This is a genomic window from Paraburkholderia sp. DD10 (assembly GCF_049177125.1).
Classification (GTDB): domain Bacteria; phylum Pseudomonadota; class Gammaproteobacteria; order Burkholderiales; family Burkholderiaceae; genus Paraburkholderia; species Paraburkholderia terricola.
The window spans coordinates 990,242-1,006,442 of sequence record NZ_CP185392.1 but is presented as its reverse complement, the minus strand read 5'-3'; the positions used below and the strand labels follow the sequence as shown (position 1 = coordinate 1,006,442).

Below are 16,201 nucleotides of genomic sequence, written 5' to 3'. Positions count from 1 at the left end.
AGCGCGAGAACGCCGATGTCCTCCACCGTTCGCAGCCGAGCCCACGACAAGCCGCCGCCCGCCGCGTCGCCGAAAGCCACGGGCGCGACGGGAACCACGCGCGCCGCCCGATCCACGCGCCCCGCCGACGACGCGCCGGCCGCACGCTACGAACAGGTGAAACACCATATCCGCGCGATCATCGAATCGGGCGCGCGGCAAGCGGGCGACCGCCTGCCTTCCGAACTGGATCTGGTCGCGACGCTCGGCGTGTCGCGCATGACCGTGAATCGCGCGCTGCGCGAGCTGGCGGACGAAGGGCTCGTCACGCGCGTATCCGGCGTCGGCACCTTCGTCGCGCAAAGCAAGCCGCAATCGACGCTGCTGATGATCGCGCATATCGGCGACGAGATCCGCTCGCGCGGCCACGAGTACAGCTACGACACACGGCTGTCGCAACGCGAAACGGCCTCGGTGATGGTGTCGAATGCGCTGGGCCTCGCGCCGGGCGCCTCGGTGTTCCATGTGATTTGCGTGCACCGCGAGAACGGCTTGCCGGTGCAGTTGGAGGATCGCTATGTGAATCCCGCGACCGCGCCGGATTTTTTGCAGCAGGATTTTTCGACGATCAGGCCGTCGGAGTATCTGTTCGAGACCGTGCCGGCGCACGACGTCGAGCATGTGGTCGACGCGGGTCTGCCGACGCGCGCCGAAGCGGATCTGCTCGAAATCCGTGCTGAGGAACCGTGCCTCACGCTGATGCGCCGCACTTGGACGAGCGGCGTGGCGGTGACGTTCGCGCGTTTCGTGCATCCGGGCTCGCGCTATCGGCTGGGCTGCCGGTTTTCGCCGGATATGTCGCAGCGTCAAGGTTGACGGCACGACATATCAATCCGCGCCAACCCGCTCTATACGTTCCCCGCCAGATGAAACCGCGACGCCGGATGCCACAACTGCACCGAGGTCGCCACATCGTCGCCCACCCATGTGCGGCGCCATAGCTGCAAGCACGGCTCGCCGATATCCATCAGCAGATGCCGCCGCACATAAGCGTCGGGTTTTTGCGCGTAGATGCGAAACTCCGCCCGCTGGATCGGCGCGAGCCGCACCATGTAGTGATTCGGCGTCTCGACGGTGAAGTCCTGTTGCAGGTAGTCGGGGAATACCTTCGGGTTCACGTAGCGGTCCTCGTACTGGATCGGCTCGCCTTCCTCGCTGTGCACGATGCACGAGTGAAACGCCGGGCCGCTCGCGAGTCCGAGCGCTTCGAGCGCTTGCGGGTCGTCGCTCGGTTCGAGCGTGAGCACGCGGGCCGAATGACGATGACCGCGCGCGGCGATTTCGTCGGCGATATTGCGGATTTCCAGCACCGTCGATTCGTAGCGTTGCGGCGCGACGAAGGTGCCCGAGCCTTGCACGCGCGTAAGCACGCGTTCGGTCGTCAACTCGCGCAGCGCGCGCGACACGGTCATGCGCGCAACACCGAATTCCTTGACCAGCTCCGTTTCCGATGGAATCAGGCCGCCCGGCTTCCAGTCGCCTTCACTGATGCGCCTGATCACGTAGCGCTTGATCTGCTCGTAGGCGGGCATCGCCTTCGCGGGTGTCTCCGGGCTGCGATCGGGACCATCAAGGCGGTCCTGCGTGTCTGCGGTTTGCGCGTTTGTGTTTGTAATAGTGTTCACGTCGACCTCGTGGGTGGTACGCGGGTAGTACACGGTGTGTTTGGATTGTCCACTTTCGCCGGTTCGCAGGCGGGTAGCCCGCTCACCGGATGTCTGCATCACGCCTCGCGGGCGACGGTTGGCCCGTGGTTGGGCGCGTTCATGATTGGGGCCGTGGTTGCGTCATTGGCCGCGCCATGCGCGCTTGCGTCGAGCTTGCCTGTATCCGGCACACTCGCCACGTTCGCCACCTTCACCAGCACAGCAAGCTCCGGGCCGCGCCCGGAGGTAACCGGCCGGGGCCCAATGTTACCCGGGTTCGGCAGCGGCGGCGGCGCCTCGTCGGCGATCATGCGAAACGCAATGCTCATGTCGTCCGCGAGCGGCCGGTCGTCGCGGTAGGTGGGCACGACGCGGCGCACGCGTTGCCACAGCGCGTCGGTATGCGGCGCGCGCGGCGCGTCCACGCGTTGCAGATCGTAGGCCTGCGCCGCCGCCAGCAACTCGATCGCGACGATGCGCCCGGCGTTGTCGACGATCTCCAGCGCCTTGAGCGCGGCGGGCGTGGCATGGCACAGGTGGTCTTCCTGCAGGCCGGACGTGATGCCGCCGTCGAGACTCGCGGGCATCGCGAGACGCCGGTTCTGCGCGACCAGCGAGGCCGCCGTGTACTGCGCGATCATGAAACCGGAACAGGTGCCGCCCGGCTCGGCGAGAAAAGCCGGCAAGCCGCTGACGAGCGGATTGACCAGACGGTCGAGACGCCGCTCGGCCATCGCGGCGACTTGCGCGATCGCGGTGGCGAGGCTGTCCATCGCGAGTGCGATCGACGCGCCCACCGCATGCGCCTGCGAATAGACGCGCGGGTCCTCGGGCGTGCCGGCGACGATCGGGTTATCGGTAATCGACGCGAGTTCGCGATCGACCACGACCGCGGTCGCGGCCAGCACGTCGCGCGCCGCGCCGTGCACGTGCGGAATGGTCCGCATGCTCAGCGGGTCTTGCGTGCGATGACCGACCACCGCCGCGAGAATGCCGCTGTCGGCGAGCGCCGCGCGCATGCGTTCGCCGACCAGGTTCAGCCCCGGCGAAATGCGCAGTGCGAGCGAATCCTCGGCGAAAGCCGCGAGTTGGCCGCGCAAGTTCTCGAAGCTCATCGCGGCGACCATGTCGGTCCAGTCGAGCAAACGCGCGGCGCGCGCGAGCGCCAACGCCGCGAGGCCGGTCACGCACGGCGTGCCGTTGATCAGGCTCAGCCCTTCCTTGGCTTCGAGCACGAGCGGTTCGAGGCCGAGCCGTTGCAGCGCGTCGCGCCCCTTGAGCCGCTCGCCGCGATGACGTACATGGCCTTCGCCGATACACACCAGCGCGATATGCGCCATATGGCTCAGATAGCCGACGGAACCGAATGCCGGCACCTCGGGCAAACAATCCGCGTTGAGCAAGGCGACCAGTTGATCGGCGACTTCCAGGCGGATGCCGGAATGCCCGTGCGCGAAGTTGTTGACGGCCGCGGCCATGATCGCGCGCGTCTCGGCGACACCGAGCGGCGCGCCCACGCCGACCGCGTGGCTCATCAGAATGTTGCGCGACAGCGTGCGCTGTTCGCTCGGCGACACGATCACGTCGCACAACGCGCCCACGCCGGTGTTCACGCCGTAGGCGCGAATCCCGCGCTCGACGATCTGTTCGACGAGCACGCGCGCCGCCGCGATGCGCGCGCGGGCGTCGCCGGAAAGTTCGAGCGGCTCGCCGGCGGCGATGGCCGCCACCTGAGCCCAGTCGAGAGGACGATCGGAACGGATCACGGCCATGATGGTGCTCTGCGCGGTAAGGTAGCCAAGTGCTGCGGATCAGTTGGTGGTGCGGTCCTGATGACTCGACACGAATTGCCGGAAGCGGTCCGACTTGCATTCGACAAAGACTTCGTCGGGCGTGCCGTCGGCTTCCACCTGGCCTTGATGCAGGAACATCACGCGATTCGACACGTGCCGCGCGAAACCCATTTCATGCGTGACGACCAGCATGGTGCGGCCTTCCTCGGCGAGCGAGCGCATCACGCGCAGCACTTCGCCCACCAGTTCGGGATCGAGCGCGAAGGTCGGCTCGTCGAACAGCATCACTTTCGGATGCATCGCCAACGCGCGCGCGATCGCCACGCGCTGCTGCTGACCACCCGACAGATGCGCCGGATAGTGGCCGCGCTTTTCCGCGAGGCCGACTTTCGCGAGCAGCGCCTCGGCTTCTTCCACTGACTCGGCGCGGCTGCGTTTTTGCACGCGCATCGGGCCTTCGATCAGGTTTTCCAGCACCGTCATATGCGACCAGAGATTGAAGTTCTGGAACACCATGCCGAGTTGCGAGCGCACCCGGTCGACTTGACGGCGATCGCTCGGTTGCAGCTTGCCGTCGCCGCGGCGCTTCATTTTCAGTTCCTCGCCGGCGAGCGCGACCGAGCCCTCGTCGGGCGTTTCGAGCAGATTCAGGCAGCGCAGAAACGTGCTCTTGCCCGAGCCGCTCGCGCCGAGAATCGAAATCACGTCGCCTTGATGGGCGTCGAGCGAAATGCCCTTGAGTACGTGATGGTCGCCGAACGACTTGTGAATGTTCTTGACCGAAAGTGCAACGGGTGCGGTGGCGTTCATGGGATTCTCCAGATTCATCCGGGATGGGCGGCCGTTCAGGGCGCGGCGCGGCGTGCTTCGGCGGTGGCTGAAACCGGCCGGCTCGGCGCGGCCTGCGCGGGCGCGGCGCGCAGATGGCGCGACAGACGCGTCTCGAGGTAGCCGAGCAGACGCACGATGACGAAGTTCAGGAACAGATAGATCAGCGCCGCGCAGATGAATACTTCGGTCGTGCGATAGCTTTGCTGAATGATCTGCTGCGCGACGCCGGTCACTTCCCACACGGTGACGAGGCTCGCGAGCGCGGTGGATTTGACGAGCAGCACCGCTTCGGTCGAATACGCGGGCAGGCACTGGCGCAGCGCAATCGGACCGATCACGCGGCGCAGCAGCGCGAAGCCCGACAGGCCGATCGAATAACCGGCCTCGATCTGGCCGACCGGCACGGCCATCAAGCCGCCGCGAATGATTTCCGCCGTATAGCCGGCGGTGCACAACGCCAGCGATAAAACCGCGCACAGGTATGGCTCGCGCAGCACCGGCCACAGGAAGCTCTCGCGAATCACGCCGAACTGACCCATGCCGTAGTAGACGAGGAACATCTGGATCAGCAGCGGCGAGCCGCGGAACACCAGGATATAAGCGCGTGCGAAGCGGTTCGGCAGCCAACGCGGCGATACGCGCATCGTGACGATCACGAGGGAAAGCAAGCCGCCGAGAATCAGCGAGCAGAAGAACAGGCCGAGCGTGGTCGGCACCGCCACCAGCAGTTGCCGCAGCGTATCGAGAAGGAAGTCGAAGTCGAAATGCATGATGTCCGTCCTCGTCAGTTGCGCGCGAAGTTGCGCTTGAAGGACCGGCCCACGCGTGCTTCGGCGCGGTTGAAAATGCGGTTCGAGATGCCGGTCATCAGCAGATACAGCGCGCCGCCCACCACGAAGAACGTGAAGTATTGATGCGTGGAACTCGCCGCCACCTGGCTCGTGCGCAGCAATTCGGCGAGCCCCGTGACGGAGATCAGCGCCGAATCCTTCAGGCTCAATTGCCACACGTTGCCGATGCCGGGCAGCGCGAAACGCAGCACTTGCGGAATCAGAATGCGGCGCGCCATGGTGAGCGTGGGCATGCCGATCGAGCGCGCGGCTTCGAGTTCGCCCCGCGAGACCGCGAGCACCGCCGAGCGGTACACCTCGGCCTGATACGCGCCGGAAATCATGCCGACCGCGAGCGCGCCGATCACGAACGGCGGCACGCCGACAAAACCTTCGGCGCCGAACCATTGGCCGACAGTCGTGACGAGCGTGGAGCCGCCGAAATAGAACAGATAGATGACGAGCAGTTCAGGCACGCCGCGAAACACCGTGGTGTAGATGTCGCCGATCACGCGCAGCGTGCGAAACCGCGACAGCTTGGCCGCCGCCACCAGCGCGCCGAACACCGCGCCGACGGCGAGCGCCGCCAGCGTGAGCGCGACCGTCATCAACGCCGCGAGCAGCAACACGCCGCCCCAGCCCTCCGGCCCGAAGCCGAGCATCTCTATCAGCGCCATTCCCTACCCCTCAGCCGTTACGGCGGATCGAACCAGCGAGGCGCGGCCTGTCGATGCCGCGCCCGCCTCTACCTCTGAACGTTCAGCGAATCAAGGCGTGACGTCGGTCTTGAACCACTTGGCGGACAGCTTCTTGACGGTGCCGTCGGCGAGCGCGGCGCTGATCGCGGTGTCGAACTTCGCTTTCAGATCGGCGTCCTGCTTGCGGAATGCGAGACCTTCGCCCGGACCCCAGATCGGGCCGCCGATCTTCGGACCGGCCATCAGGATCGACGCGGTTTCCTTCTTGTCGATGTTGGCGGCGTAGTAGGTCACGTCGTCGAACGACGCGTCGATGCGGCCGTTCGCGAGATCCAGATCGCGCTCGGGCGAGGTCTTGTAGACGCGGATCGTGGCGATGTCCTTGAAGCCTTCGTTGATGAACCTGGTGTAGACCGTGCCCGACTGGATGCCGATGGTCTTGCCCTTCAACTGCTTGCGCAACGCGTCGACGGTGGGTTGATCGGTCTTGGGATCGCCCGTCAGCTTGACGACGCCCGCGGTGGGCGCGGCCTTGGCGAGCACTTTCGCGTCCGTCACGGCGAAGGTGGCGGGCGTGGCGGCATACGGCTTCGAGAACGCGATGACTTTTTCACGCTCGGGCGTGATCGAGATCGCGTCCATCAACACGTCGAACTTGCCGGCTTGCAGACCGGGGATCATGCCGTCCCAGTCTTGCGCCACGAGATTGCATTGCAGCTTGATGCGCTCGCACAGATTCGCGACCAGTTCGGGTTCGAAGCCGCCCAGCTTGCCGCCCGGCAACGTGAGGTTCCACGGCGCATAGCCGCCTTCGAGCGCGATGGTCACCGTCTTCCAGTCCTTGGCCTGGGCCGGTGCCGCGAAAATCGTCGCGGCGCCGAGAACGGCGCCCATCAATGCTTTTGCTAACGTCGTGCGCTTCACTTTCACGTCGAAACTCCTTTGATTGAGGAAACCGTCGAACTGGATGTTTAACCGCTGCTTAATTTGTATAGACAAGTCTGCATGAGTCAAAAAACCGTCGCAAGAGAATTTGCGTGGAATCGCCGGAATCATCGGGTAAGCCCCTAGAAAGCGCAGTGTTACAAGGCTTTGCTGGGAGTGACGAGTCAATGATGAGCAGAGAACGCATGCGCTTGCATGCGTCAGCGCGGTGCGCTTTGTCTAGACAGGTTGGTGCACGAGGGGCAGTGCGAGCAAGAATGGCGCACCGCCGCGTTACCAGATGAAGGGCACGAAACGGTAGCGCACGCGTGCGGTGTAGTCGGCGTAGCCGTCGAGCTGCTCGGCCAGCATGCGCTCCTCGCGCACCGCGCGCCAGCCGAGTCCGATCGCCATGACCGGCGCCACGGCGAGCCCCCACCATGAGCCGAGCAGCAACGGCGTGCCGATGAAAAACAGCAGCGCGGCCGAATACATCGGATGACGGACATACGCGTAAGGGCCGCTGTCGATCACCTTATGGCCGCGGCTCGCCTGGATCTTCACGACCGGCGCGGCAAAGCTGTTCGCACGGAATACGAAGCGGCACATGAAGATGCAAAGGAACACGCACAACGAACCGAGACTGACCAGCGCCACCGGCAACGGCGCCGACCAGTGAAAGCGCATCGCGTCGAGCCCCATCAGGATCAGCCAGCCGAACCACGCCACGCCGGCGCTCGTCACAAAGAGACGGTCCCAGCGGCTTTGCTGCGGCTGCGCGAACACGGACATGCGCTCGGCGAGCAAGCCGGGATCGTGACGCGCGAGCCACAGTCCGATCCACAGGCTCAGCACGCCCATCTCGATCAGATACCACCATGCGGCCGGCCACGCGAAAGTGCCGGCCGCGCCGAACAACAGCACGCCCATGAACACCAGCCAGGCCGCTGTGTGGAGAATCAGGCGCTTGATCATGGCGATGCCCGGCTCGTTACGCGCTGTTGGCCGGGGTACGCACGCGGCCGAATATTTCGCCGATGTCGATGCCGCCGGTATTCAGGCCGAAGCGATCGCGCAGACAAGCGGCGAGTTCGTCCGCGCTCGCGAGTTGCCGTTCGCTGACGATCTGGCCGTCCGGGGCGCGTTCGTTCAGTAGATCGTTGAGCAGCGTGAGCCGCGCTTCGGGCAATACGCGGCACACGATCAGGTTGCTCGCGAAGATCGAATCCGGCGCCGTGGACGTGTACCAGTTCGAGGTCTCGTAGTCGATCCACTCGACCGGCTGCAGGTCGAAACGATAAACGCGCGACCAGCTCTCGTCGCGCGTCAGCACTTCGAGGTACAGCGAACCATGCGCCGCGTCGGCGAGGCGAAACGTGCCCAGCGGCGTGGGCTGCGCGAGGCCCGCGTTCAGACGCAGCGGTGCGGTGAGCGTGACGCTGCCGAAGCCGACGTCGGCGATCCACGCTTCGTTGCCGATGTCGATGCGCAAGACCATGTGCGTGCGCGGGGGAATCACGCCGGGCTCGCGCCCCCAGAGCACTCTGCCCAGCAGCGGCGTGACCTTGAAGCCCAACTGCGTCAGCACGTTTGCCAGCAGCGCGTTCTGTTCGAAGCAGTAGCCGCCGCGGCGCTCGGTGACGAGTTTGTTCTCGATCGACGCGAGGTCGAGTTTCACCGCGCGGCGCGTGAGCGGGTTCAGGTTCTCGAAGGGGATCGCTCGCGGGTGCAGCGTGTGGATGTCCCGCAGCACTTCCAGCGTTGCCGCGCGCGGGCCTCGATAACCTATGCGGGCGAAGTAGTTTTCCAGATTCACTGTGTCTGACATCGGCGTGGTCCCGGTAGGGTTTGGCGTGTTGGGCATGGGTGAATCGTGCGTGGGCCGGATGCGGCCTCGCGGCTTCGGGTGATGATCATAGCCGTTTTTTCGAGGCCGCCCGGCGCACCGCGCTCTGCCTGTTTTCGTAGGATTTCGCACGGCTCGCGCCGCGCCGCCGCGGCGCGGCGCTCGCATGCCTGGCCTATCCTTACTGGCCGCCTTGCAACGCCGAGGTCGCGATCGACGGCACGCTGATGCCGTGGCTCGACGCGAACTGCACCGCCGCGCTCAGCGTCGACATCAACGATTGCAACTGACCCGGCGCGGACTGCGCGATATACGACGCGCTCTGCGCGGTCTGCGGATTCATGCCGGCCAGCAATAGCGACGACGGATTCATTTTCCCAATGCTGCCGAGCCCCGACTGCAAGCTCGAATACTGGCTCACGCCTTTACCGAGCGACGCGAGGCCGTCCGTGAACGCCTGCTTGTTCACCGGCGCCGCCGACGAGCCGCCACTCGCGCGGCTCGCCAACGCCTGCGTCAGCGTTTGCGACAACGACTGCTGCGTGCTGCCCGCCTGCGTCAATTGACTGACCGACGGCGTGCCGCCGCTCAGCAATCCCGCCGCCTGTTGCGCTTGCCCTGCCGCACTGCTCAAACCCATCGCCGACGCGAGACTCGATTGGCCGCTCAGCACCTGTTGATTCGCGCCGACGTAGGTTTGCAACAACTGCGAGATGCCACCCGACGACGCCGCGCCCGCGTCCGCCGAACTCTCGCCGCCGCCTATGCCGAATTGCTTCAGATTCAGCTGCGCGTTCGACACGCCGCTCATCAGCAAACCGCCGCTCGCGAGCAACGAAATCAAAAGGCTGCGCTTATTCATGTGTCTCTCCTGACTTGGGACTTTGGGGTACTCGCGCGGTTCGACACCCTGGCCTCGCGCCGGTTCATACGAAGCGACCACGCCGGGCAATGCGCTCGCGCATTCGGGCTCAGTCACGTCGAGTGGCCCATGAGTGGCCGATGAGTGGCCGCTGAGTCGCGATATGTCAAGGTAAAAAATTGCGCTTTGGCAAGTTCGATGCGAATCGTTCTCATTTGTTGACGCATCGATTACGCATGAGTACGATCTCGCCTTCTGCTGTAGTCCGGCGTGGCAAATGGAAGCGGCACATCGCGGGCCCATGGAGACACCGCCCCGATGCTCGAACCACTCCATACGATACCAATAAGGATCCCGATGAAACTCTCCTCATCCAGCGGACTCACGGCTCGCGCAGGTTCGCTGCGCGAGCATGCCGCGCGCCGTTCGCGTCTACCGTCGATGCGGCGCGCCGCGCTTTACACGGCCTTTGCGTGCGCATCGCTGACAGCGGGCGCCGCGATGGCGCAGGCCAACTCCGACGCCGCGCCGGAAGCGGCCGAAGCCGAACGCAACGCCAACGCCAACGCCAACGCGACGGATACCAAACCACCAGCCGGTTTCTGGGAGCGCGAGCAAATGCTCGGCGATATGGGCGGTTTGCGCCCCTGGCTCGGCAAGTACGGCGTGACGCTCACCGTCACCGAGACCAGCGAAATTCTCGGCAACCTTCGTGGCGGCCTCGCGCGCGGCGCAGCCTACGACGGTGTGACCACAGCGGCCCTTCAGCTCGACACACAAGAAGCGTTCGGCCTGCCCGGCGGCCAGTTCAACGTCAGCGCGTTGCAGATTCACGGCCGCAATCTCAGCGCAGACAAACTCGGCACGCTGAATACGGCAAGCGGCATCGAAGCCGAAGGCACGACGCGCCTGTGGGAGTTGTGGTATCAGCAGTCGTTCCTCGACAAGCGCGTCGACGTGAAGATCGGTCAGCAAAGCATCGACCAGGAATTCATCGCGAGCACCTATTCGGCGCTCTTCCTCAACACGATGTTCGGCTGGCCCGCGCTGCCCTCGTACGACATGCCGTCAGGCGGTCCCGCTTACCCGCTGTCGGCGCTCGGCGTTCGCGTGCGCGGCCAGATCACGCCCTCGTTGACGGCGCTCGCCGGCGTGTTCGACGGCGACCCGCTCGGCAACAATCCGAACAACAAGAGCGGCACCAACTTCAATCTGCATAACGGCACGCTGTTCATCGGGGAGTTGCAGTACGCGATCAACCAGCCGGCGGAAGACGGAAAGCCCGCCGCGAGCGGCGGCGGTTTGCCGGGCACCTACAAGATCGGCCTCTGGTACAACAACGGCCGCTTCGCGGATCAACGCTACGACAACACCGGACTGTCGCTCGCGAATCCGGCCTCCACCGGCACTGCCGCGAATCATCGCGGCGACTGCAGCTTCTACGCCGTGGCCGACCAGATGATCTGGCGTCCGAGCCCGGACGCGGCGCGCAGCCTCGGCGTGTTCGCCCGCGTGATGGGCGCGCCGGGCGACCGCAACCTGGTGAGCTTCGCGGCGAACCTCGGCGTCGTGCTGAAAGCGCCGTTCGCCGGACGCGACAACGACAGCGCGGGCCTCGCCCTCACCTACATCAAGGTCGGCAATCACACGCACGGACTCGACCAGGATAGCCGGGCATTCAGCGGCGGGCCGTACGGCGTGCGCACGAGTGAAACGGCGCTCGAAGCGACCTATCAGTATCAGGTCGCTCCATGGTGGACGCTGCAAGCCGATGCGCAATACACGTTCAACGCGGGCGCCGGTCAGAATCCGAACGACCCGGCGCAGCCGCTGCGCAATACGTTCGTGGTTGGGGTGCGGACCAACATCGCGTTCTGATGCGTGGTGTGTGGCCCTACGCAGGCGCCGCCGAACCGCGCGCCTGCGTGCGCAGCGACAGATCCTGCACCATCTGCGCGGCCAGATAGTCGCACGTGGGCCGGTCCGATTTGGCGCTGCGCGCCACCACGATTTCCAGCGGAGCGATCTTCGGCAAGCCTTGCGCCTCGCCGAGAATCGCCAGCCGCGGCGGCACGCTGCAACGCGTGAGCGCGACCACCGAGAGTCCCGCGTCCACGGTCGCCACGAGGCCCATCAAACTGGCGCTGCTGAACGCGGCCCGATAGCGGATACGTGCGCCGTCCAGCGCGGCGAGCGTGTGCTGACGCGCCACGCAACCCGGTTCGTACAGTCCGACCGGCAACGGTGACACCGCCAGCACCGGCGTCTCCACCGACGCCCCCACCCACACCATCGGCTCGCTGCGCACGAATTCGCCGCGCAGTTTGCGGTCGCGCGTGACGAAGGCGAGATCGATCCTGTTATCGGCCAGCATGGGCGCGAGCGACGTGCTCTGCGCGCAGACGATTTCGATCTCCACATGCGGATACAGATTCGAAAAGCGCCGCAATACCGGCGACAACAGCGACGACACGTAATCGTCCGGCGCGCCGAGCACCACGCGCCCGGTCACTTCCGGCCGCACGATCGCCGACCACGCCTCCTCATGCAACGCGAGCACGCGCCGCGCGTATTCGAGCAGCGTGTTGCCGGGCCGCGTGAGCGACAGATTGCGCGTGTTGCGCGCAAACAGCGTGGTGCCGAGCATGGTTTCGAGCCGCTTGATCTGCATGCTGACCGCTGCCTGCGAGCGATGCACCGACACCGACGCCTTCGTGAAGCTGCCGTTTTCCACCACCGCGACGAAGGTGCGCAGCAAATCGACGTCGAATTCGGCGTGCATGATTCATCAATCCGGCTTATGGAATTGCTCAATTTAATTCGTTTGTGACAGCCACGCAAGCCGCGCAATATTCGTGATTCCACGTCTACCGAGGCCGCTTCGCATGTCCTTCTCCCCACGTCAACAAGGCGCGATCACGCTGGCGAGCGGCGGGCTTCTGATGGGCACGCTCGGTGTGTTCGTCGAGGAAGCGCGGCTCGGCGCGCTGACGCTGGTGTTCTTTCGCTGCCTGTTCGGCTTCCTGTCGCTCGCTGCGTATTGCGCCTGGAAGGGCTTCTTCACGCGCGCGCATTTCACGCGCCGCACGGTCATGCTGGCGCTGATCTCCGGCGTGCTGATGGTCACGCAATGGGTCGGTTTCTTCGATGCGATTCATCGCACGAGCATTGCGGTGGCGACGGTGGTGTTTCACGTGCAGCCGTTCTGGGTCGTGCTGATCGGCGCGGCGCTCTTCAAGGAGCGCCTGGGCGCCGACCGGCTCGGCTGGATCGCGACCGCCTTCGTCGGACTCGTGCTCGCGTCGGGCGTCGCGGCCACCGAGAATCTGCAGGGGCACACGCGCTATCTGATCGGTATCGGCGAGGCTTTGGTGGGGTCGGTGCTGTATGCGGGCGTCACGTTGATCGCCAAGGGACTCGGCGAGCTGCGGCCGCATCTGCTGACGCTCGCGCAGTGCGCGGTCGGCGTGGTATGCCTGCCGTTCATCGCACCGCTCGCCGCCGAGCCCATCGGCGCGATGCAGTGGTTCTGGCTGATCGGCATGGGCGTGCTGCATACGGGGCTCTCGTATGTGCTGATCTACGGCGCGCTGCCCAGGCTGACCACGCCGATCATCGCCGTGCTGCTGTTCGTCTATCCGTTGACGGCCATCGTGGTCGACGCGCTCGTGTATGGGCGGGCGCTGTCGCTGCCGCAACTCGCGGGCATGGCGTTGATCGTGGTCGCGAGTCTGGGCGTCAATCTCGGCTGGCCGCTGCTTTCAGCATTACGGCCGGGCGGACGTGCGCGGCGTCACGCGGATTGAGTTGCCGCCGCGCCTGCGCCGCACGCGCAGTGGCATTGGACGCAAGGCGGTTCGCGTTCTCTGCTCGCATCGACCCGAAACATACCTTGCAAAAAACCAACGTTCTCCATGCATTTCGCACAATCGAGAATTCTTCTCGTTTATAATTTCAAGATATTACAAGCCGGGCACTGATCCGGCTTCCGCTGTATCTCCCATCCCCACATCGACATGCCATTCCGCGGCAGCCGATGTCACGCCCGCGCATTTCGCGCGCTGACGAGCGGCGCCCCGGCCGTTTCGATTTTCGAATTCATTCGACAGTAACAGGGGATCCCCACTGCGCCTTGCCTGACCCATTTCGCGGCCCTTACCTTGCCGCGCGGCGCGCGTTTGCCCGCGTGCCATGCCGCTTCGCCGCGCTTAAAAACCCAAACCTATAACAGCCACCGATCCGACTCAAAGAACGTCAACATGAACGTCAATAAGAAGATTTACCGCGCACTGCTGATCGCCACGTCCCTCGCCGGTGTGAAGCCTTTGATGGCGCAAGAGACGGCACCCGCCGCCGGCGCCGCCGACAACACGCTGCCGGCCATCGCCGTCAAGGCCGCCGCCGACCGCTCGTACGACACCAGCACGTCGAACACCGCGACCAGAACCACCATGTCGCTGATGGACGTGCCGCAGACCGTCAATATCGTGCCGCGCGCGCTGCTCGACGAGCAGAACGCGAGCTCGTTGCAGGATGCACTGCGCAACGTGCCGGGCGTCGGCTTTTCAGTCGGCGACGGCCAGCGCGATCAGGTCACGTTGCGCGGCTTCAACAGCATGACCGATCAATACGTCGACGGCATTCGCGACGATGCGCTCTACTACCGCGACCTGTCGAACGTCGAACGCGTCGACGTGTTGAAGGGACCGGCCGCCGTGCTGTATGGACGCGGTTCGGCGGGCGGGCTGATCAACCGCGTGTTGAAGAAACCCTCGGCGAACCCGCAGCAAGCGGTGGGTGTCACGCTCGGCACCGAAGGCGAGCGTCGCGGCGAATTCGACCTCGGCTGGAACGCGAACGATGCGGCGCGTTTTCGCATTACCGGCGCCGCCGAAAACTCGAACAGCTTTCGCGACCAGTTCCAGTTGAATCGCCAGGCCGTGGCGCCGTCCGCGCAATTTCGCATCGACCGCGACACCACGATCAATCTCGAAGCCGATTATCTGCACGATCGCCGCACCTCCGATCAGGGCCTGCCCGCCTATCTCGGCCGTCCGGTCAACGTGCCGATCAACACGTATTACGGCTCGTCCAACGCGGTCAACGCCTCGTACAACGACATCGACGCGAAGAGCGCGACCGCGTCGCTCGACCACCGCTTCAACGATTCGCTGTCGTTGCACACCGCCGTGCGCGCGTACGACTTCTCGCTCGAACGCAAGAACTACGTCACGTTCGAGCCGATCAAGACGGCGGCGCATCCTGTGGTGACGCTCGACCAGAGCACGCGCTTTCGCCAGGATCACGGCGTGGACGGCCTGTTCGAACTGACGCAAAAGACCACGCTGTTCGGCATGAAGCATGAGTTGCTGTACGGCGTCGAGTTATCGCAACAGCAGAAGTTCGACACGATCTACTCGACCAACAAGGTCGCCACCTACGATCTTTACAATCCGCAACTGGTCAACTTGCCCGGCGTGAAGCCCGGCACCGCGGCGAAAACCAATGCGGCGACGGTGCTCGGACTGGTGGGCGTCTATGCGCAGGACCTGATCTCGCTGACCGAGCACTGGAAGATTCTCGCGGGTTTGCGCTTCGACTATCTAACGCAAACGCGCAACGACTACACGCCGGCGCACGTGAATCTGGATCGCACGGACCGCGCGTGGAGTCCGCGCGTGGGCCTGATTTACGAGCCGCTCGACTGGGTGTCGCTGTATGCGTCGTATAGCCAGTCGTTCTCGCCGCTTGCCGACACGCTGATCAGCAGCGGCGCGTTTGCCAACGGCTCGGCGCTGGCGCCGCAAAAGACCACCAGCTTCGAAATCGGCTCGAAGTTCGACCTGGGCCGGGCGAGCGCGAGCGTCGCGCTGTTCGACATGAAGCAGACCCATCAGCAGATCGCCGATCCTGCTAACCCGGGCTACGCGCTGCCGGTCGGCACGCAGCGCTCGCGCGGCCTGGAGCTGTCGATGACCGGCGAGATCGCGCCCAAGTGGTCGGTGTACGCGGGCTACGCGTATATGAACGGAAAAGTGGACGGCTCGCCGCAAGCGACCTCGGCCGGGCTGGTTTTGCACGACAACACGCCGGGCCTGATGCCGCGCCATAGCGCGAGCGTCTGGATCAAGCGCGACCTGAAGTACGGCTTCTACGCGGCGGGCGGCGCGCAGTTCCAGTCGGCGCGCTATACGTCGGCCAGCGATGCGGTCACGTTGCCGTCGTTCGTGACCTTCGATCTGGGCGCGGGTTATCACGGCAAGAACGTCGACGTCACGTTGACGCTGGAGAACCTGTTCGATCGCAAGTATTTCATCGCGGCGCACGGCAACGCGGACATGTACAACATGCCGGGCGCGCCGCGCACGCTGACCGTGGCGGCGCGGTGGCACATGTGAAGTTTTTCGGACTCGGCGGCGTGTGGCTGCGTTGAATCGTCGAATAAAAAACCGGGCGCCGCGCCCGGTTTTTTTATTTCAATCGCCGTAATGAAAACGGCAGGCAATCACATAGATCTTTCCGTCTCGCGGCAGGTAGACGAGACGATCGCCATGCGTGATGCGGCGCGACCAGAAGCCGCTCAAGCTGCCGACCAGCGGCTCCGGCTTTCCCGCACCGCTATAAGGATCGCGCCGGCATTCCTCCAGCAACGTGTTGATCTTGCGCAGCACCTTGCGGTCGGTTTCCTGCCAATAGAGATAGTCGTCCCACGCTTCGTCGGTGAACATAAAA

The 16,201-nt window shown here is 64.7% G+C and carries 15 protein-coding genes; 4 read left to right on the top strand and 11 right to left on the bottom strand.

Going from position 1 to position 16,201, the window contains the following annotated elements; genetic code table 11:
* The first annotated feature begins 15 nt into the window (after nt 1–15).
* Nucleotides 16–855 (top strand): histidine utilization repressor, encoded by an 840-nt coding sequence (gene hutC / locus ACOCG7_RS04695; protein ID WP_073431907.1) that lies wholly within the window; start codon nt 16–18, stop codon nt 853–855.
* A 32-nt stretch (nt 856–887) separates the two neighbouring features.
* Here hutC (ACOCG7_RS04695) and hutC (ACOCG7_RS04690) read toward each other — a convergent pair whose 3' ends face one another.
* The 9 genes from hutC (ACOCG7_RS04690) to ACOCG7_RS04650 all read right to left on the bottom strand — a co-directional run bounded on the left by hutC (ACOCG7_RS04690) (nt 888) and on the right by ACOCG7_RS04650 (nt 9,469).
* On the bottom strand, nt 888–1,571 hold the full coding sequence (gene hutC, locus ACOCG7_RS04690) for a histidine utilization repressor (protein WP_090518852.1): 684 nt from the start codon (nt 1,569–1,571) through the stop codon (nt 888–890).
* 191 nt (nt 1,572–1,762) lie between these two features.
* On the bottom strand, nt 1,763–3,457 hold the full coding sequence (locus ACOCG7_RS04685) for an HAL/PAL/TAL family ammonia-lyase (RefSeq protein ID WP_421376998.1): 1,695 nt from the start codon (nt 3,455–3,457) through the stop codon (nt 1,763–1,765).
* A 39-nt stretch (nt 3,458–3,496) separates the two neighbouring features.
* Entirely contained in the window at nt 3,497–4,288 is a 792-nt protein-coding gene (locus ACOCG7_RS04680; protein ID WP_421376996.1) for an ABC transporter ATP-binding protein, read from the bottom strand.
* Between the two features lie 35 nt (nt 4,289–4,323).
* Nucleotides 4,324–5,079 (bottom strand): ABC transporter permease, encoded by a 756-nt coding sequence (locus ACOCG7_RS04675; protein WP_073431911.1) that lies wholly within the window; start codon nt 5,077–5,079, stop codon nt 4,324–4,326.
* Between the two features lie 14 nt (nt 5,080–5,093).
* The gene (locus tag ACOCG7_RS04670) at nt 5,094–5,816 is read right to left on the bottom strand and encodes an ABC transporter permease (RefSeq protein WP_073431912.1); all 723 of its coding nucleotides are present in this window, start codon (nt 5,814–5,816) and stop codon (nt 5,094–5,096) included.
* A gap of 90 nt (nt 5,817–5,906) precedes the next feature.
* A complete protein-coding gene (locus tag ACOCG7_RS04665) occupies nt 5,907–6,731 on the bottom strand; it encodes a transporter substrate-binding domain-containing protein (protein WP_374710950.1) in 825 nt (274 codons plus the stop codon).
* Between the two features lie 324 nt (nt 6,732–7,055).
* Nucleotides 7,056–7,736: a methyltransferase family protein gene (locus tag ACOCG7_RS04660; RefSeq protein ID WP_073431914.1), complete on the bottom strand. Its 681-nt coding sequence runs from the start codon at nt 7,734–7,736 to the stop codon at nt 7,056–7,058.
* A gap of 16 nt (nt 7,737–7,752) precedes the next feature.
* Complete coding sequence (locus tag ACOCG7_RS04655) at nt 7,753–8,589, bottom strand: arylamine N-acetyltransferase family protein (protein ID WP_073431915.1); 837 nt, start codon at nt 8,587–8,589, stop codon at nt 7,753–7,755.
* A gap of 199 nt (nt 8,590–8,788) precedes the next feature.
* Nucleotides 8,789–9,469, bottom strand: coding sequence for a hypothetical protein (locus ACOCG7_RS04650; RefSeq protein ID WP_073431916.1), 681 nt, complete (start codon nt 9,467–9,469; stop codon nt 8,789–8,791).
* Between the two features lie 357 nt (nt 9,470–9,826).
* On the opposite strand from ACOCG7_RS04650, the gene ACOCG7_RS04645 reads away from it, so the two are divergent.
* Complete coding sequence (locus ACOCG7_RS04645; protein WP_073431917.1) at nt 9,827–11,347, top strand: carbohydrate porin; 1,521 nt, start codon at nt 9,827–9,829, stop codon at nt 11,345–11,347.
* 16 nt (nt 11,348–11,363) lie between these two features.
* Here the strand turns inward: ACOCG7_RS04645 and ACOCG7_RS04640 are convergent, their stop codons facing one another.
* Complete coding sequence (locus tag ACOCG7_RS04640; protein WP_073431918.1) at nt 11,364–12,251, bottom strand: LysR substrate-binding domain-containing protein; 888 nt, start codon at nt 12,249–12,251, stop codon at nt 11,364–11,366.
* A gap of 103 nt (nt 12,252–12,354) precedes the next feature.
* On the opposite strand from ACOCG7_RS04640, the gene ACOCG7_RS04635 reads away from it, so the two are divergent.
* On the top strand, nt 12,355–13,275 hold the full coding sequence (locus tag ACOCG7_RS04635) for a DMT family transporter (RefSeq protein ID WP_073431919.1): 921 nt from the start codon (nt 12,355–12,357) through the stop codon (nt 13,273–13,275).
* 453 nt (nt 13,276–13,728) lie between these two features.
* Entirely contained in the window at nt 13,729–15,867 is a 2,139-nt protein-coding gene (locus ACOCG7_RS04630; RefSeq protein WP_421376991.1) for a TonB-dependent receptor, read from the top strand.
* 78 nt (nt 15,868–15,945) lie between these two features.
* Here ACOCG7_RS04630 and ACOCG7_RS04625 read toward each other — a convergent pair whose 3' ends face one another.
* Entirely contained in the window at nt 15,946–16,197 is a 252-nt protein-coding gene (locus ACOCG7_RS04625) for a Txe/YoeB family addiction module toxin (protein ID WP_073431921.1), read from the bottom strand.
* Nucleotides 16,198–16,201: the final 4 nt, after the last annotated feature.